Origin of the sequence: Streptomyces sp. SID5469, from assembly GCF_009862865.1 — a bacterium.
Taxonomy (GTDB): domain Bacteria; phylum Actinomycetota; class Actinomycetes; order Streptomycetales; family Streptomycetaceae; genus Streptomyces; species Streptomyces avermitilis.
In genome coordinates, this window is the sequence record NZ_WWIN01000001.1 from 1,149,765 (window position 1) to 1,169,583 (window position 19,819).

Consider the following 19,819-nt stretch of genomic DNA (forward strand, 5'->3'; position numbering starts at 1 on the left):
GCTGGGCCCTGCTAGGACGTGAATGCAATTGGCGAATGAAGCGAAGCTCCTGGAATACCTCAAGCGCGTCACTGCGGACCTGGACCGCACTCGCCGTCGCCTGTACGAGGTGGTCGAGCGTGAGCAGGAGCCGATCGCGATTGTGGGGATGGCGTGTCGTTACCCAGGCGGGGCGACGTCACCCACGCGACTGTGGCATCTCGTCAAGTCCCAGACGGACGCTATCGGGGAGTTCCCGACCGACCGTGGATGGAACCTGGAGCAGCTCTACGACCCGGACCCCGACCGCTCAGGAACCAGTTACACGCGCAGCGGAGGGTTTCTCTATGACGCGGGCGACTTCGACGCCGCGTTCTTCGAGTTGTCACCGCGTGAGGCGCTGGCAATGGACCCGCAGCAGCGCCTGCTGCTCGAAACCACTTGGGAAACGTTCGAACAGGGCGGAATCGACCCGAGGTCCATGCGCGGAAGCCGGACCGGGGTTTTCGTGGGGATCAATCCGGAGGACTACACCACCGGATACACACATCAGCCCTCAAACGCAGTCGAGGGCTACCTGCTCACTGGCAGCGCGGCAAGCATTGCGTCAGGCCGTATCTCCTACAACTTCGGGCTCGAAGGCCCTGCGATCACTATCGACACCGCGTGTTCCTCCTCGCTCGTCGCCCTGCATCTGGCCTGCCAAGCGCTCCGGTCCGGTGAATGCACCATGGCGCTCGCAGGCGGCGCCTCCGTCATGGCCACTCCCTTCGTCTTCACCGAGTTCTCTCGCCAGCGGGGCCTGGCCGCAGACGGCCGGTGCAAGGCGTTTTCGGCGGCGGCGGACGGGACCGGCTGGTCCGAGGGTGTGGGGATGCTGCTGGTGGAGCGGCTCTCCGACGCCCGCCGCAACGGTCACCGTGTCCTGGCCGTCGTCCGCGGCAGCGCCGTCAACCAGGACGGCGCAAGCAACGGCCTGACCGCACCCAACGGTCGTTCACAAGTCAAGGTCATCCGCCAGGCTTTGGCCAACGCACACCTCTCCCCTGCCGATGTCGATGCGGTGGAGGCCCACGGCACGGGGACCACCCTGGGCGACCCGATCGAGGCTCAAGCCCTCGTCGAAGCCTACGGTCAGGACCGCCCCAACGGCCGCCCCCTCTGGCTCGGAACCCTCAAGTCCAACATCGGGCACTCCATGGCCGCTGCGGGTGTGGGCGGGGTCATCAAGATGGTGATGGCGCTGCGGAATGGTCTGCTGCCGCGGACGTTGCATGTGGATGAGCCGTCGCCGCATGTGGACTGGTCCGCGGGTGCGGTGCAGCTGCTGACGGAGACGGTGCCCTGGCCCGGCGGGGAGGGGCGGCTACGGCGGGCAGGAGTGTCATCATTCGGCGTCAGCGGCACCAACGCCCACGTCATCCTCGAGGAAGCACCCGCCCACAACATCCCGTCAGACACACCCGCCGACGACGTCCCGGGAGAATCAGCCGCCGACGAGGATGCCGGTAGTGGCGATGAGGCTGCTGCCGGCAGTCCAGGGGTGTGGCCGTGGCTGGTGTCGGCCAAGTCGCAGCCGGCCCTGCGCGCCCAGGCCCAGGCCCTGCACGCCCACCTCACCGACCACCCCGGCCTCGACCTCGCCGACGTCGGGTACACCCTCGCCCACGCCCGCGCCGTGTTCGACCACCGCGCCACCCTCATCGCCGCCGACCGCGACACCTTCCTGCAAGCACTCCAGGCACTCGCCGCAGGCGAACCCCACCCCGCCGTCATCCACAGCAGCGCCCCAGGCGGGACCGGGACCGGGGAGGCCGCAGGAAAGACCGCATTCATCTGCTCCGGACAGGGCACCCAACGCCCCGGCATGGCCCACGGCCTCTACCACACCCACCCCGTCTTCGCCGCCGCACTCAACGACATCTGCACCCACCTCGACCCCCACCTCGACCACCCCCTCCTCCCCCTCCTCACCCAGGACCCCAACACCCAGGACACCACCACCCTCGAAGAAGCGGCCGCACTGCTCCAGCAGACCCGCTACGCCCAGCCCGCCCTCTTCGCCTTCCAGGTCGCCCTCCACCGCCTCCTCACCGACGGCTACCACATCACCCCCCACTACTACGCCGGACACTCCCTCGGCGAAATCACCGCCGCCCACCTCGCCGGCATCCTCACCCTCACCGACGCCACCACCCTCATCACCCAACGCGCCACCCTCATGCAAACCATGCCCCCCGGCACCATGACCACCCTCCACACCACCCCCCACCACATCACCCACCACCTCACCGCCCACGAAAACGACCTCGCCATCGCCGCCATCAACACCCCCACCTCCCTCGTCATCAGCGGCACCCCCCACACCGTCCAACACATCACCACCCTCTGCCAACAACAAGGCATCAAAACCAAAACCCTCCCCACCAACCACGCCTTCCACTCCCCCCACACCAACCCCATCCTCAACCAACTCCACCAGCACACCCAAACCCTCACCTACCACCCACCCCACACCCCCCTCATCACCGCCAACACCCCACCCGACCAACTCCTCACCCCCCACTACTGGACCCAACAAGCCCGCAACACCGTCGACTACGCCACCACCACCCAAACCCTCCACCAACACGGCGTCACCACCTACATCGAACTCGGACCCGACAACACCCTCACCACCCTCACCCACGACAACCTCCCCAACACCCCCACCACCACCCTCACCCTCACCCACCCCCACCACCACCCCCAAACCCACCTCCTCACCAACCTCGCCAAAACCACCACCACCTGGCACCCCCACCACTACACCCACCACCACAACCAACCCCACACCCACACCCACCTCGACCTCCCCACCTACCCCTTCCAACACCACCACTACTGGCTCCAACCACCCGGCAAGCCGAGCGACCCGTCACCGAGCGAAGGCCGTGAGCAAGCCACGACCCCATCAACCCCGCTGCGTGATGTCCTCGTGGGCAAGTCTCCGCAGGAGCGAGACGAAGAGCTGTTGCGCCTGGTGCGCACCCATGCGGCCGCTGTGCTGGGCCATGCCACTCCCGAAGTGATCGTTCCGAACAAGGCCTTCAAAGAGCTGGGTTTTGATTCTCTCGCCGCAATTCAGCTTCGTAATCGACTGCTTGCTGACGTTGACCTGCCGCTTCCGGCCACGCTGATCTTCGATTACCCCACTCCGATGGCGCTTTGCCAGTTCCTCCGGGCGGCGATCGTCGGAGCGGACACAGGCACGACCACTCGTCTGCCGCTAACTGCGGTCCCCGCCGACGAGCCGATCGCCATCGTCGGCATGGCCTGTCGGTACCCCGGTGATGTACGGACGGTCGATGATCTCTGGCAGGTGGTCAGTGGTGGCCATGACGCGATCGGCGGATTCCCGACGAACCGTGGGTGGGACCTCGACACGCTGTACAACCCGGACCCGGACCACCACGGAACCAGCTACACCCGGAGCGGCGGATTCCTTTACGACGCAGGCAATTTCGATCCCGACTTCTTCGGTATCAGTCCGCGTGAGGCACTGGCGATGGACCCGCAGCAGCGGCTGCTGCTGGAAACAGCGTGGGAGAGCATCGAACACGCCTGCATCAACCCCGACAGCCTCCGTGGCACACCAACCGGCGTCTTCGCCGGGCTGACCTACCACGACTACGCCGCGCGCTTTCCCACAGCTCCGGCAGGGTTCGAGGGGTATCTCGGGCACGGAAGCGCAGGCAGTATCGCCTCGGGTCGTGTCGCCTACGCTCTCGGCCTGGAAGGTCCGGCCCTCACAGTCGACACTGCCTGCTCTTCGTCCCTGGTCGCTCTGCACCTGGCCTGTCAGGCGCTGCGGTCCGGCGAGTGTTCCATGGCCCTCGCGGGTGGCGTCACGGTGATGTCAACCCCGGCCGGGTTCGTGGAGTTTTCGCGGCAGCGGGGCCTGGCCGTGGACGGGCGGTGCAAGGCGTTCTCGGCAGCGGCTGACGGCACCGGCTGGGGTGAGGGTGTCGGAATGCTGCTGGTGGAGCGGCTGTCGGACGCGCGGCGGCTCGGTCACCGAATCCTCGCGGTGGTGCGTGGCAGTGCGGTCAATCAGGACGGTGCGAGCAACGGGCTGACGGCGCCCAACGGGCCGTCCCAGGAGCGTGTCATCCGCCTGGCCCTGGCCAACGCGGACCTGACCCCCGCCGACGTCGATGCGGTGGAGGCCCACGGCACCGGCACCACTTTGGGCGACCCGATCGAGGCCCAGGCCCTCCTCGCCACCTACGGACAGGACCGCCCCGGCAACGAACCGCTGTGGCTGGGCTCGATGAAGTCGAACATCGGCCACGCGCAGGCTGCCGCAGGTGTGGGCGGGGTCATCAAGATGGTGATGGCGCTGCGGAATGGTCTGCTGCCGCGGACGTTGCATGTGGATGAGCCGTCGCCGCATGTGGACTGGTCCGCGGGGGCGGTGCAGCTGCTGACGGAGACGGTGCCCTGGCCCGGCGGGGAGGGGCGGCTGCGGCGGGCAGGAGTGTCATCGTTCGGCGTCAGCGGCACCAACGCCCACGTCATCCTCGAAGAAGCACCCGCCCACAACATCCCGTCAGACACACCCGCCGACGACGCCCCGGGAGAAGCAGCCGCCGACGATGTTCCGGGGGAAGCGGCCGGCGACGACGCCGGTACCGGCGGGGAAGCGACTGGTCCTGCTGCCGGCAGTCCAGGGGTGTGGCCGTGGCTGGTGTCGGCCAAGTCGCAGCCGGCCCTGCGCGCCCAGGCCCAGGCCCTGCACGCCCACCTCACCGACCACCCCGGCCTCGACCTCGCCGACGTCGGGTACACCCTCGCCCACGCCCGCGCCGTGTTCGACCACCGCGCCACCCTCATCGCCGCCGACCGCGACACCTTCCTGCAAGCACTCCAGGCACTCGCCGCAGGCGAACCCCACCCCGCCGTCATCCACAGCAGCGCCCCAGGCGGGACCGGGACCGGGGAGGCCGCAGGAAAGACCGCATTCATCTGCTCCGGACAGGGCACCCAACGCCCCGGCATGGCCCACGGCCTCTACCACACCCACCCCGTCTTCGCCGCCGCACTCAACGACATCTGCACCCACCTCGACCCCCACCTCGACCACCCCCTCCTCCCCCTCCTCACCCAGGACCCCAACACCCAGGACACCACCACCCTCGAAGAAGCGGCCGCACTGCTCCAGCAGACCCCGTACGCCCAGCCCGCCCTCTTCGCCTTCCAGGTCGCCCTCCACCGCCTCCTCACCGACGGCTACCACATCACCCCCCACTACTACGCCGGACACTCCCTCGGCGAAATCACCGCCGCCCACCTCGCCGGCATCCTCACCCTCACCGACGCCACCACCCTCATCACCCAACGCGCCACCCTCATGCAAACCATGCCCCCCGGCACCATGACCACCCTCCACACCACCCCCCACCACATCACCCACCACCTCACCGCCCACGAAAACGACCTCGCCATCGCCGCCATCAACACCCCCACCTCCCTCGTCATCAGCGGCACCCCCCACACCGTCCAACACATCACCACCCTCTGCCAACAACAAGGCATCAAAACCAAAACCCTCCCCACCAAAAACGCCTTCCACTCCCCCCACACCAACCCCATCCTCAACCAACTCCACCAGCACACCCAAACCCTCACCTACCACCCACCCCACACCCCCCTCATCACCGCCAACACCCCACCCGACCAACTCCTCACCCCCCACTACTGGACCCAACAAGCCCGCAACACCGTCGACTACGCCACCACCACCCAAACCCTCCACCAACACGGCGTCACCACCTACATCGAACTCGGACCCGACAACACCCTCACCACCCTCACCCACCACAACCTCCCCAACACCCCCACCACCACCCTCACCCTCACCCACCCCCACCACCACCCCCAAACCCACCTCCTCACCAACCTCGCCAAAACCACCACCACCTGGCACCCCCACCACTACACCCACCACCACAACCAACCCCACACCCACACCCACCTCGACCTCCCCACCTACCCCTTCCAACACCAGCACTACTGGCTCGAAAGCACACAGCCGGGTGCCGGATCCGGTTCGGGTTCCGGTTCCGGGCGGGCAGGGACTGCGGGCGGGACGGCAGAGGTGGAGTCGCGGTTCTGGGACGCGGTGGCCCGCCAGGACCTGGAAACGGTCGCGACCACGCTCGCCGTGCCCCCCTCCGCCGGCCTGGACACGGTGGTGCCCGCACTCTCCGCCTGGCACCGCCACCAACACGACCAAGCCCGCATCAACACCTGGACCTACCAGGAAACCTGGAAACCCCTCACCCTCCCCACCACCCACCAACCCCACCAAACCTGGCTCATCGCCATCCCCGAAACCCAGACCCACCACCCCCACATCACCAACATCCTCACCAACCTCCACCACCACGGCATCACCCCCATCCCCCTCACCCTCAACCACACCCACACCAACCCCCAACACCTCCACCACACCCGACAACAAGCCCAAAACCACACCACCGGACCCATCACCGGCCTGCTCTCCCTCCTCGCCCTCGACGAAACACCCCACCCCCACCACCCCCACACACCCACCGGCACCCTCCTCAACCTCACCCTCACCCAAACCCACACCCAAACCCACCCACCAACCCCCCTCTGGTACGCCACCACCAACGCCACCACCACCCACCCCAACGACCCCCTCACACACCCCACCCAAGCCCAAACCTGGGGACTCGCCCGCACCACCCTCCTCGAACACCCCACCCACACCGCCGGAATCATCGACCTCCCCACCACCCCCACCCCCCACACCCTCCACCACCTCACCCAAACCCTCACCCAACCCCACCACCAAACCCAACTCGCCATCCGCACCACCGGCACCCACACCCGCCGCCTCACCCCCACCACCCTCACCCCCACACACCAACCACCCACCCCCACCCCCCACGGAACCACCCTCATCACCGGCGGAACCGGCGCCCTCGCCACCCACCTCACCCACCACCTCACCACCCACCAACCCACCCAACACCTCCTCCTCACCAGCCGAACCGGCCCCCACACCCCCCACGCACAACACCTCACCACCCAACTCCAACAAAAAGGCATCCACCTCACCATCACCACCTGCGACACCAGCAACCCAGACCAACTCCAACAACTCCTCAACACCATCCCCCCACAACACCCCCTCACCACCGTCATCCACACCGCAGGCATCCTCGACGACGCCACCCTCACCAACCTCACCCCCACCCAACTCAACAACGTCCTCCGCGCCAAAGCCCACAGCGCCCACCTCCTCCACCAACTCACCCAACACACCCCCCTCAACGCCTTCGTCCTCTACTCCTCCGCCGCCGCCACCTTCGGCGCACCCGGCCAAGCCAACTACGCCGCAGCCAACGCCTACCTCGACGCCCTCGCCCACCACCGCCACACCCACCACCTCCCCGCCACCAGCATCGCCTGGGGCACCTGGCAAGGAAACGGACTGGCGACTGGTCAAGTCAGCGAACATCTCCGCCGCCGCGGGATGTTCGCCATGCCGCCCGAGTTGGCGGTCACAGCTGTTGACGGCGCGATCGCGAGCGGGCGCCCGAGTCTCCTCGTCGCCGATATCGACTGGAAGAAATTGGGACCGGTTCTCTCCAGCAAGTCGTCGGTCTTGCTCGAGGACCTTCCCCAGGCACAGGGAACTGAGGAGGCGCGCAGTACCGTTGAGCAGACGGAGAGCACAAACCTCCGGCAACTCCTCATGGGTCGGTCACGTTCCGAGCAGGAAGAAGAGCTGCTCAGCCTCGTCCGCATCCACTCCGCGGCAGTGCTCGGGCGCGACGACTCCGAGGCCATCCCGCCCGGTCGGCTGTTCAGGGATCTAGGGTTCGACTCGCTTGCGGCGGTGGAGCTTCGCAACCACCTCGCAGCACAGACGGAGCTGGCTCTGCCGACGACTCTCGTCTTCGATTACCCCAGCCCCACCAAGCTCGCCCAATTTCTGCTCTCCGAGATCGCGGAGTTCCAGCCCGACAACTCAACTCCGCTTCCGCGACCCCGGGCAGAGCTCGATGAGCCGATCGCCATCGTTGGCATGGCCTGTCGCTTCCCCGGCGGAGTGACCTCGGCGGACGACTTCTGGGATCTGATCTCCTCCGAGCAGGACGCGATCGGCGGATTCCCCACCGACCGCGGCTGGGACCTGGACACGCTCTACGACCCCGACCCCGACCACCCCGGCACCTGCTACACCCGAAACGGCGGATTCCTCTACGACGCAGGCCACTTCGACGCCGAATTCTTCGGCATCAGCCCCCGCGAAGCCCTCGCCATGGACCCCCAGCAACGACTCCTCCTCGAAACCGCCTGGGAAACCATCGAACACGCCGGCATCAACCCCCACACCCTCCACGGCACCCCCACCGGAGTCTTCACCGGCACCAACGGACAGGACCACGCGGCACACATCCGTCAGGCCCCGAGCGGTACCGAGGGATTCGTCCTGACCGGGGCAGCCACCAGCATCGCCTCCGGCCGAATCTCCTACATCCTCGGGTTGGAAGGGCCTGCGGTCACCCTCGACACAGCGTGTTCCTCCTCGCTCGTCGCCCTGCACCTCGCCTGCCAGTCCCTCAGGTCCGGTGAATGCACCATGGCCTTGGCCGGCGGGGCCACGGTCATGACCACCCCGATCACCTTCACCGAATTCGCCCGCCAACGCGGACTCGCCCCCGACGGGCGTTGCAAGGCGTTCTCGGCGGCGGCTGACGGTACCGGCTGGGGTGAGGGTGTGGGGATGCTGCTGGTGGAGCGGCTCTCCGACGCCCGCCGCAACGGTCACCGTGTCCTGGCCGTGGTGCGTGGCAGTGCGGTCAACCAGGACGGTGCGAGCAACGGTCTGACCGCGCCCAACGGGCCCTCCCAGCAGCGCGTCATCCGCCAGGCCCTCGCCAACGCGGACCTGACCCCCGCCGACGTCGATGCGGTGGAGGCCCACGGCACCGGCACCACTTTGGGCGACCCGATCGAGGCCCAGGCCATCCTCGCGACCTACGGACAGGACCGTCCCGGCAACGGGCCGTTGTGGCTGGGCTCCGTCAAGTCCAACGTCGGACACACACAGGCCGCGGCGGGCGTGGCCGGAGTGATCAAGATGGTGATGGCCCTCCGCCACCGGACACTCCCACCGACTCTCCACGCGGATGAGCCGTCGCCGCATGTGGACTGGTCCGCGGGTGCGGTGCAGCTGCTGACGGAGACGGTGCCCTGGCCCGGCGGGGAGGGGCGGCCGCGGCGGGCAGGAGTGTCATCATTCGGCGTCAGCGGCACCAACGCCCACGTCATCCTCGAAGAAGCACCCGCCGACGACGTTCCGGGGGGACCACCCGCCGACGAGGATGCCGGTAGTGGCGAGGAGGCTGCTGCCGGCAGTCCTGGGGTGTGGCCGTGGCTGGTGTCGGCCAAGTCGCAGCCGGCCCTGCGCGCCCAGGCCCAGGCCCTGCACGCCCACCTCACCGACCACCCCGGCCTCGACCTCGCCGACGTCGGATACACCCTCGCCCACGCCCGCGCCGTGTTCGACCACCGCGCCACCCTCATCGCCGCCGACCGCGACACCTTCCTGCAAGCACTCCAGGCACTCGCCGCAGGCGAACCCCACCCCGCCGTCATCCACAGCAGCGCCCCAGGCGGGACCGGGACCGGGGAGGCCGCAGGAAAGACCGCATTCATCTGCTCCGGACAGGGCACCCAACGCCCCGGCATGGCCCACGGCCTCTACCACACCCACCCCGTCTTCGCCGCCGCACTCAACGACATCTGCACCCACCTCGACCCCCACCTCGACCACCCCCTCCTCCCCCTCCTCACCCAAAACGACAACGACAACGACAACGAGGACGCGGCCGCACTGCTCCAGCAGACCCCGTACGCCCAGCCCGCCCTCTTCGCCTTCCAGGTCGCCCTCCACCGCCTCCTCACCGACGGCTACCACATCACCCCCCACTACTACGCCGGACACTCCCTCGGCGAAATCACCGCCGCCCACCTCGCCGGCATCCTCACCCTCACCGACGCCACCACCCTCATCACCCAACGCGCCACCCTCATGCAAACCATGCCCCCCGGCACCATGACCACCCTCCACACCACCCCACACCACATCACCCACCACCTCACCGCCCACGAAAACGACCTCGCCATCGCCGCCATCAACACCCCCACCTCCCTCGTCATCAGCGGCACCCCCCACACCGTCCAACACATCACCACCCTCTGCCAACAACAAGGCATCAAAACCAAAACCCTCCCCACCAACCACGCCTTCCACTCCCCCCACACCAACCCCATCCTCAACCAACTCCACCAGCACACCCAAACCCTCACCTACCACCCACCCCACACCCCCCTCATCACCGCCAACACCCCACCCGACCAACTCCTCACCCCCCACTACTGGACCCAACAAGCCCGCAACACCGTCGACTACGCCACCACCACCCAAACCCTCCACCAACACGGCGTCACCACCTACATCGAACTCGGACCCGACAACACCCTCACCACCCTCACCCACCACAACCTCCCCAACACCCCCACCACCACCCTCACCCTCACCCACCCCCACCACCACCCCCAAACCCACCTCCTCACCAACCTCGCCAAAACCACCACCACCTGGCACCCCCACCACTACACCCACCACCACAACCAACCCCACACCCACACCCACCTCGACCTCCCCACCTACCCCTTCCAACACCACCACTACTGGCTCGAACTACCCAGCGCCCAAACCAGCCCCGGTCAAAGGCGTTCTCGCCGCTCGGCTCCAGACACCGCCGAGTCGGAGTTCTGGGACGCGGTGAACGAGGAAGACCTCCAGAGCCTCGCCGAAACCCTCGACATCGACGCCTCTGCTCTGGACACGGTGGTGCCCGCACTCTCCGCCTGGCACCGCCACCAACACGACCAAGCCCGCATCAACACCTGGACCTACCAGGAAACCTGGAAACCCCTCACCCTCCCCACCACCCACCAACCCCACCAAACCTGGCTCATCGCCATCCCCGAAACCCAGACCCACCACCCCCACATCACCAACATCCTCACCAACCTCCACCACCACGGCATCACCCCCATCCCCCTCACTGTCAACCACACCCACACCAACCCCCAACACCTCCACCACACCCTCCACCACACCCGACAACAAGCCCAAAACCACACCACCGGACCCATCACCGGCCTGCTCTCCCTCCTCGCCCTCGACGAAACACCCCACCCCCACCACCCCCACACACCCACCGGCACCCTCCTCAACCTCACCCTCCCCCAAACCCACACCCAAACCCACCCACCAACCCCCCTCTGGTACGCCACCACCAACGCCACCACCACCCACCCCAACGACCCCCTCACACACCCCACCCAAGCCCAAACCTGGGGACTCGCCCGCACCACCCTCCTCGAACACCCCACCCACACCGCCGGAATCATCGACCTCCCCACCACCCCCACCCCCCACACCCTCCACCACCTCACCCAAACCCTCACCCAACCCCACCACCAAACCCAACTCGCCATCCGCACCACCGGCACCCACACCCGCCGCCTCACCCCCACCACCCTCACCCCCACACACCAACCACCCACCCCCACCCCCCACGGAACCACCCTCATCACCGGCGGAACCGGCGCCCTCGCCACCCACCTCACCCACCACCTCACCACCCACCAACCCACCCAACACCTCCTCCTCACCAGCCGAACCGGCCCCCACACCCCCCACGCACAACACCTCACCACCCAACTCCAACAAAAAGGCATCCACCTCACCATCACCACCTGCGACACCAGCAACCCAGACCAACTCCAACAACTCCTCAACACCATCCCCCCACAACACCCCCTCACCACCGTCATCCACACCGCAGGCGTCAATCTCTTCGCCCCCGTGTCGGAAACCGATGCCGAATCCTTCTCTTCCGTTACGGCAGCGAAGGCAACGGGCGCGGCGATTCTGCATGAGTTGCTGCTGGACCATGAAACGCTTGAACACTTCATTCTCTTCTCGTCGGGCGCCGGCGCTTGGGGCAGCGGGAATCAGTGCGCATACTCGGCGGCCAACGCATACCTGGACGCGCTCGCGACGCATCGTCAGACACATGGACTTCCCGGGGCATCGATCGCCTGGGGCCCCTGGGCCGGAAAGGGCATGTCGGCCGGTGATGCGGCTCATGGTTACCTGGAAAAGCGCGGCATTCTGCCGATGGAGCCACGCATGGCGCTCGCGGCATTCCATCGTGCGCGGGCGCAGCGGCCGAATTCCAACCTGATCATCGCGGACATCGACTGGGAGCGCTTCGTCCCCGCCTTCACCGCTCGACGCCACAGCCCGCTCATCGAGGACATTCCGGAGGTTCGGCAAGCGGCTCAGGAGCTGGAAGCAGCTGCGTCGACGGCAAAGACGACCACAGCTCAGCCGATTGCGACGTCTCTCCGTGAGCGATTGGCCCGACTGACGTCCTCAAAGCAGAACCAGGTGCTGCTCGGCCTGATTCGGACAGGCATCTGCACCGTTCTCGGCCTTCGTAATCCGGAAGGCATCGAGGACCAACGAGCCTTCCGCGACCTCGGCTTCGACTCGCTGACGTCGGCTCAGTTCAGCAAGGAACTCGCCAAGGAAACCGGACTGCCACTCCCCCCGTCCCTGGTCTTCGACTATCCCACCCCGCAGGAATGTGCTGCCCATCTGCGCACACAACTCGTCGACCTAGACGACGAAGAGGACGCGGCACTGTCGAATGCTCTCCCGCAAGTGGCCCATCGGCGTACCGTCGAGGACGAACCGATCGCCATCATCGGTATGGCATGTCGCTTCCCCGGCGGCGTACGTTCTGCCGACGACCTGTGGGAATTGCTCGCTTCGGGTAAGGACGCTATCGGCGTCTTCCCGACCGACCGCGGCTGGGACCTGGACACGCTCTACGACCCCGACCCCGACCACCCCGGCACCTGCTACACCCGAAACGGCGGATTCCTCTACGGCGCAGGCCACTTCGACGCCGAATTCTTCGGCATCAGCCCCCGCGAAGCCCTCGCCATGGACCCCCAGCAACGACTCCTCCTCGAAACCGCCTGGGAAACCATCGAACACGCCGGCATCAACCCCCACACCCTCCACGGCACCCCCACCGGAGTCTTCGCCGGAATCAACGCTCAAGACCACGCCGCGCATATCCGCCAAAGCCGTGATGTGGAGACCATCGAGGGCTACGCCCTGACCGGCAGTTCGGGAAGTGTGGCGTCCGGCCGGGTGGCCTACACGCTCGGGCTCGAAGGCCCCGCGGTGTCGGTGGATACGGCGTGTTCGTCGTCGTTGGTGGCGTTGCATTGGGCGGCGCAGGCGTTGCGTGCGGGTGAGTGTTCGATGGCGCTTGCCGGGGGTGTGACGGTGATGTCGTCTCCGGGTACGTTTGTGGAGTTCTCACGTCAGCGGGGTCTGGCCGCGGACGGGCGGTGCAAGGCCTATTCGGCGGCTGCTGACGGTACCGGCTGGGCCGAGGGTGTGGGGATGCTGCTGGTGGAGCGGCTCTCCGACGCCCGTCGCAACGGTCACCGTGTCCTGGCCGTGGTGCGTGGCAGTGCGGTCAACCAGGACGGTGCGAGCAACGGTCTGACCGCGCCCAACGGGCCCTCCCAGCAGCGTGTCATCCGTCAGGCCCTGGCCAATGCGGGACTGACCCCGGCCGATGTCGACGCAGTGGAGGGCCACGGCACCGGGACCACTCTGGGGGACCCGATCGAGGCCCAGGCACTCCTGGCCGCCTACGGACAACACCGCCCCCACCACCGCCCCTTGTGGCTGGGATCCCTCAAATCCAACATCGGGCACGCACAGGCCGCCGCGGGCGTGGGCGGAGTCATCAAGATGGTGATGGCCCTGCGCAACGGGCTGCTGCCACAGACCCTCCACGTGGACGAGCCCACCCCCCAGGTCGACTGGTCCACAGGCGCAGTACAACTCCTGACACAACCGGTGCCCTGGCCCGCCGACCCGGCCGGCCGGCCACGCCACGCCGGCGTGTCATCATTCGGCGTCAGCGGCACCAACGCCCACATCATCCTCGAAGAAGCACCCACTCCCCAGGACAGCGATACCGACGACGAACCGCCTGCCAACGCACCAGCCCTGCCCCATCCCCTCCCTCTTCCCGTGCCGGTGTCGGCGAGGTCTGAGGCCGGGTTGCGGGCGCAGGCACAGGCGTTGCGCCAGTACGTGGCAGCCCGCCCGGACATGTCACCTGCCGACATTGGTGCGGGTCTGGCCCGCGGCCGGGCCGTACTGGAACACCGCGCCGTCATCCTGGCCGCGGACCGCGAGGAACTGGCGCAGGCACTGACAGCCCTGGCAGCCGGCGAACCCCACCCCCACATCACCACAGGCCACACCCGGGGCGGTGACCGCGGCGGCGTCGTCTTCGTCTTCCCCGGACAGGGCGGCCAGTGGGCCGGGATGGGCCTGACCCTGCTCACCTCCTCACCCGTGTTCGCCGAACACATCGACGCATGCGAGAAAGCCCTCACCCCCTGGGTGCCCTGGTCCCTGACCGACATCCTGCACCGCGACCCCGACGACCCCGCATGGCAACAAGCCGACGTGGTCCAGCCCGTGCTCTTCAGCATCATGGTCTCCCTCGCCGCCCTGTGGCGCTCCTACGGCATCGAACCCGACGCGGTCCTCGGCCACTCCCAGGGAGAAATCGCCGCCGCCCACATCTGCGGCGCACTCAGCCTGAAAGACGCCGCCAAAACCGTTGCACTGCGCAGCCGCGCACTGGCCGCCGTACGAGGCCGGGGCGCCATGGCCTCACTGCCCCTGCCCGCCCAGGACGTGCAGCAGCTCATTTCCGAACGGTGGGAAGGGCAGTTGTGGGTGGCAGCCCTCAACGGCCCCCACTCCACCACCGTCTCCGGCGACACCAAGGCGGTGGATGAGGTGCTGGCGCACTGCACCGACACCGGCCTACGGGCCAAACGCATCCCCGTCGACTACGCCTCCCACTGCCCCCACGTCCAACCCCTCCACGACGAACTCCTGCACCTGCTGGGAGACATCACCCCCCAGCCGTCCACCGTGCCGTTCTTCTCCACCGTGGAAGGCACCTGGCTGGACACCACAACCCTGGACGCCGCCTACTGGTACCGCAACCTCCACCAGCCCGTCCGCTTCAGCCACGCCATCCAGACCCTGACCGACGACGGACACCGCGCCTTCATCGAAATCAGCCCCCACCCCACCCTCGTCCCCGCCATCGAAGACACCACCGAAAACACCACCGAAAACATCACCGCGACCGGCAGCCTCCGCCGCGGCGACAACGACACCCACCGCTTCCTCACCGCCCTCGCCCACACCCACACCACCGGCATCGGCACACCCACCACCTGGCACCACCACTACACCCAAACCCACCCCCACCCCAACCCCCACACCCACCTCGACCTGCCCACCTACCCCTTCCAACACCAGCACTACTGGCTCCAACCACCCACCACAACAACCGACCTCACCACCACCGGCCTCACCCCCACCCACCACCCCCTCCTCACCGCCACACTCACCCTCGCCGACAACAACACACAACTACTCACCGGCCGCCTCTCCCTACGCACCCACCCCTGGCTCACCGACCACACCGTCGCCGGCATGGTCCTCCTGCCGGGCACCGCGCTCCTCGAACTCGCCCTCCAAGCCGGCGAACGGGTGGACTGCCCTCGGGTGGAGGAACTGACCCTGCACGCACCGTTGGTGATCCCGCACACCGAGGACGTGACGTTGCAGGTCACCGTTCGGGCAGCCGATGAGAGTGGCCATCGCGCCCTCGCGATCCACTCGTACTCCGGCACCGCGTCGTCGGCGGACCGGGAGTGGACCCGTCACGCCACGGGCCTCCTCACACACCACGCCGACACCGATCACCGTGCCGACACGCACACGGACGCGTGCCTTGGCGGGAGCTGGCCCCCGCCCGGCGCGCAGCCCATCGAACTGGGCGACGTCTACGGTCGTATGGCGGCGGACTCGGACATCGCCTACGGGCCGGTCTTCCAGGGGCTGCACGCCGCCTGGAGGTTCGGCGACGATGTCCTGGCCGAGGTGCGTCTGCCGGAAGAGGCTCTGCGCGATGCTCCGGCGGCGGCCTTCGGTGTTCACCCGGCCTTGCTCGACGCGGCCCTGCACGCCACGGCGCTCACCCCCCAGAACGGGGACGGCTCGACGGAGAACGTCGCCCAGGAGAGCATGCCTGACCGCGCAGCCCACCAGGCGCGACTGCCGTTCAGCTGGAGCGGCGTGTCCCTGCACACGGCGGGCAGTTCCGTGTTGCGCGTACGGCTGTCGCGCAGTCCGCAGCACGGTAATGCCGTGGCCCTCACCGCGGCCGACGAGGACGGTCGGCCGGTGGTGACGATCGAGTCGCTCGCGCTGCGGCCGGTGTCCACCGAGGAGCTGCGCGCGGCCGCGGATCGTACGCCCGAGCACGAGTCGCTCTTCCGACTGGACTGGGTTTCCGTACCAGTGCCCGCCAACGCCCCTTCGCCCACCGCGGACCGGCCCTGGGCGGTCATCGGCGCGGGCCTTCCCCACCTGCCCGGCCTGACGGAGCACGAGCACGTGACCGCGTATGACGAGCCGGCGGACCTGCTTCTGGCTCTGGACCGCGGTGCTCCGCCGCCCGGTGTGCTGGTCGTAGGTGGTGTCGCCCACACCGAAGCCCGGGAGTATTCCGCCGAAGCCCCCGGGGAGCGCGGGACCGAGGCCTGCGAGGCCCGGCCGGACGTCGTGCACGTGGGCGTCGTGCACACGGCTGCCGTGCACGCGGCTGCCGCGCAGATGTTGGCCAGGCTCCAGGCCTGGCTGGGCGACGAGCGCCTCGCAGACAGCCGGCTGCTCGTCCTGACGTGCGGCGCGGTCGCCCGCGCCTCCGGCGACGATGCGACGGACCTGCCCGGGGCCGCCGTGTGGGGGCTGGTGCGTTCGGCGCAGTCCGAGCACCCGGACCGCATCACGCTGCTGGACTTCGAGCGGGGCACAGAGGCGGAGCCCGGTCAGCTGGCGACGGCGCTGAACTGCGGGGAGCGGCAGCTTGCCGTCCGCCCCGGAGGGCTGTTCACGCCACGGCTGGTGCGCGCGCCACGTGTCGCCGACGCCGTACCCGCCGTACCCGCCGTGGCCGTACCGTCAGCGGGTCACGCAGCCGTACCGGCAGCGGGTCCCTTCCTTCCGGGCGGAACGGTGCTGATCACCGGCGGAACCGGTGTCCTGGGCCGGCTCGTGGCCCGGCATCTGGTGGAGGCGCACGGCGTACGGCATCTGTTGCTGGCGGGTCGGCGCGGACCGGACGCCGAGGGTGCGCCGGAGTTGCGGGCGGAGCTCGGTGGGCTCGGCGCGACGGTGGAGGTCGTCGCCTGCGACGCGGCGGACCGGCAGCAGCTGGCCGACCTGCTGACACGGATCCCCGACGATCGGCCGCTGACCGGTGTCGTGCACAGTGCGGGCATCCTGGACGACGGCGTGATCACGTCGCTGTCGCCGGAGCGGCTCGGGGCCGTCCTCCGGGCCAAGGCGGACGCTGCGCTGCTTCTCGACGAGCTGACGCGCGGGGCAGAGCTGTCGGCTTTCGTCATGTTCTCCTCCGCGTCGGCGGTGGTCGGCTCGCCCGGGCAGGGCAACTACGCCGCCGCCAACGCCGTCCTCGACTTCCTTGCTCATCGCCGCCGCGCCGAGGGGCTGCCCGCCGTCTCTCTCGCCTGGGGCCTGTGGGAAGAGGGCACAGGGATGACGGGCCACCTCGACGTCGACGACCATGCGCGGATCAGCCGCGCGGGAATGCGGCCGCTGCCGACTGCCGAGGCTCTGGCGCTGTTCGACGCGGCCTTGGCCGACGGCGAGCCGTTCCTGATGCCGGCTCGGCTCGACCTCACGGCCGTACGGTCTGGTGCCGCGTCCGCACCGGTGCCGCCGCTGCTGCAAGGTCTGCTTCAGCTGCCTCGGTCCCGCTCGGCCGCCGCGGCCCCCGGCCATGGGGCCCCGGCGGCGGACGAGGCGGCGGCCTGGCGTGAGCGTCTGGCCCGGCAGAGTGCCGGTGAGCGCAGGCAGGCGCTGCTGCGCCTGGTGCGGTCGCATGTCGCGGCGGTGCTCGGCCATAGCGGTGCCGACGGAATCGACGCATCGCGGGCGTTCCGCGAGCTGGGGTTCGACTCGCTCACGGCGGTCGAGCTGCGCAACCGTCTCACGGCCGCGACGGGCCTGCGGCTGCGGGCCACGCTGGCCTTCGATTTCCCGACCCCGGCAGCGCTGGCCGAGCACTTGGGCGAGCGTCTGCTTCCCGACCAGGAGGCCACGGGCGAGCAAGCCGGCGATCAGCTCTCCGGCGGCAGCGAGGAGGACGTACGCAGCCTCCTGACGTCCATTCCGATCGGCAGGCTGCGGGACGCGGGGCTCCTCGGGCCCCTGCTCACGCTCGCGGACACGGGCCGCGGCGCCTCGGGCGCCGCCGCAGGTCCGGAGGACGCGCCGCCCTCCGGCCAGGACACACCGGCTCCCGTCTCGATCGACGAGATGGACATCGACGACCTGATGGATCTGGCGCACGGGCATGGCACCGCACCCGCCCGTGAGCCCGCCGACGCAGAGGACTCGTCGTCATCACGAAACCGGACACACCACACACACGAAGGTGAGACAGCGTGAACCCATCCGAGCCGCTCGGCCTGCCCAACGAACGTGTAGTAGACACCCGACCGTCCGATGCCACGCTCTCACCCGAGGCCGGCCTGAACAGGTCAGGAGCGCTGCCCCGTGAACTGCTGTCGTTGCCGGTGGTGGTGTGGGCCGGGGTCGGCCTGCTGTTTCTGGCCCTGCAGGCGTACGTGTTCAGCCGCTGGGCGGCCGACGGTGGCTACCGGCTGATCGAGACGGCGGGCCAGGGTCAGGGCGGCAGCAAGGATACGGGGACTACCGATGTGGTCTATCCCGTGATTTCCGTCGTCTGCATCACCGCCGCGGCGGCGTGGCTCTTCCGGAGGTGCCGTGTCGAACGACGGCTGCTGTTCGACGCCCTTCTCTTCCTCGGGCTGCTGTTCGCGAGCTGGCAGAGCCCGCTCATGAACTGGTTCCATTCCGTTCTCGTCTCCAACGCGAGTGTGTGGGGCGCGGTGGGTTCCTGGGGTCCGTATGTGCCCGGCTGGCAGGGGGCGGGCCCGGGTGCGGAGGCGGAAATGCCGCTGGCGTCGGCCTCCGTCTGCATGTCGGCTCTGATCGTCACCGTGCTGTGCAGCAAGGCACTGGGGTGGATCAAGGCCCGCCGGCCGGCATGGCGGACCTGGCGGCTGGTCCTGGCCGTGTTCTTCATCGGCATCGTGCTCGGTCTGTCCGAGCCGCTGCCGTCCGCCTCCGGGATCAGCGTATGGGCCAGAGCGCTGCCCGAGGTGACCTTGTGGAGTGGCGAGTGGTACCAGTTCCCCGTGTATCAGGCGGTCGGTTCCGGCCTGGTCTGCTGCATGCTGGGCTCGCTGCGCTTCTTCCGCGACGAACGCGATGAGTCGTGGGTGGAACGGGGAGCCTGGCGGTTGCCGCAACGGGCAGCGAACTGGGCGCGTTTCCTCGCCGTGGTCGGTGGGGTGAATGCCGTGATGTTCCTCTACACCTGTTTCCATATCCTCCTGTCCCTCGTCGGTGGACAGCCGCCCGACCAACTGCCGGACTCCTTCCAAGCGCCGGCCGCTTACTGAGTTCAGGGCAGGTCGGAGGAGACGGAGAAGGGGAGGC

At 68.3% G+C, this 19,819-nt stretch carries 2 protein-coding genes; both read left to right on the forward strand.

The genetic code is table 11. The annotated features are described in order from the left end of the window. The first annotated feature begins 28 nt into the window (after positions 1-28). Positions 29-18,742 carry a type I polyketide synthase gene (locus GTY58_RS41265; protein WP_197675330.1) on the forward strand — a complete coding sequence of 6,238 codons (18,714 nt, stop codon included), beginning with the start codon at positions 29-31 and terminating at the stop codon, positions 18,740-18,742. Then, positions 18,739-19,782: an avermectin biosynthesis spirocyclase AveC gene (gene aveC / locus GTY58_RS05040; protein WP_010982378.1), complete on the forward strand. Its 1,044-nt coding sequence runs from the start codon at positions 18,739-18,741 to the stop codon at positions 19,780-19,782. Before GTY58_RS41265 ends, aveC begins: the two co-directional genes overlap by 4 nt. Positions 19,783-19,819: the final 37 nt, after the last annotated feature.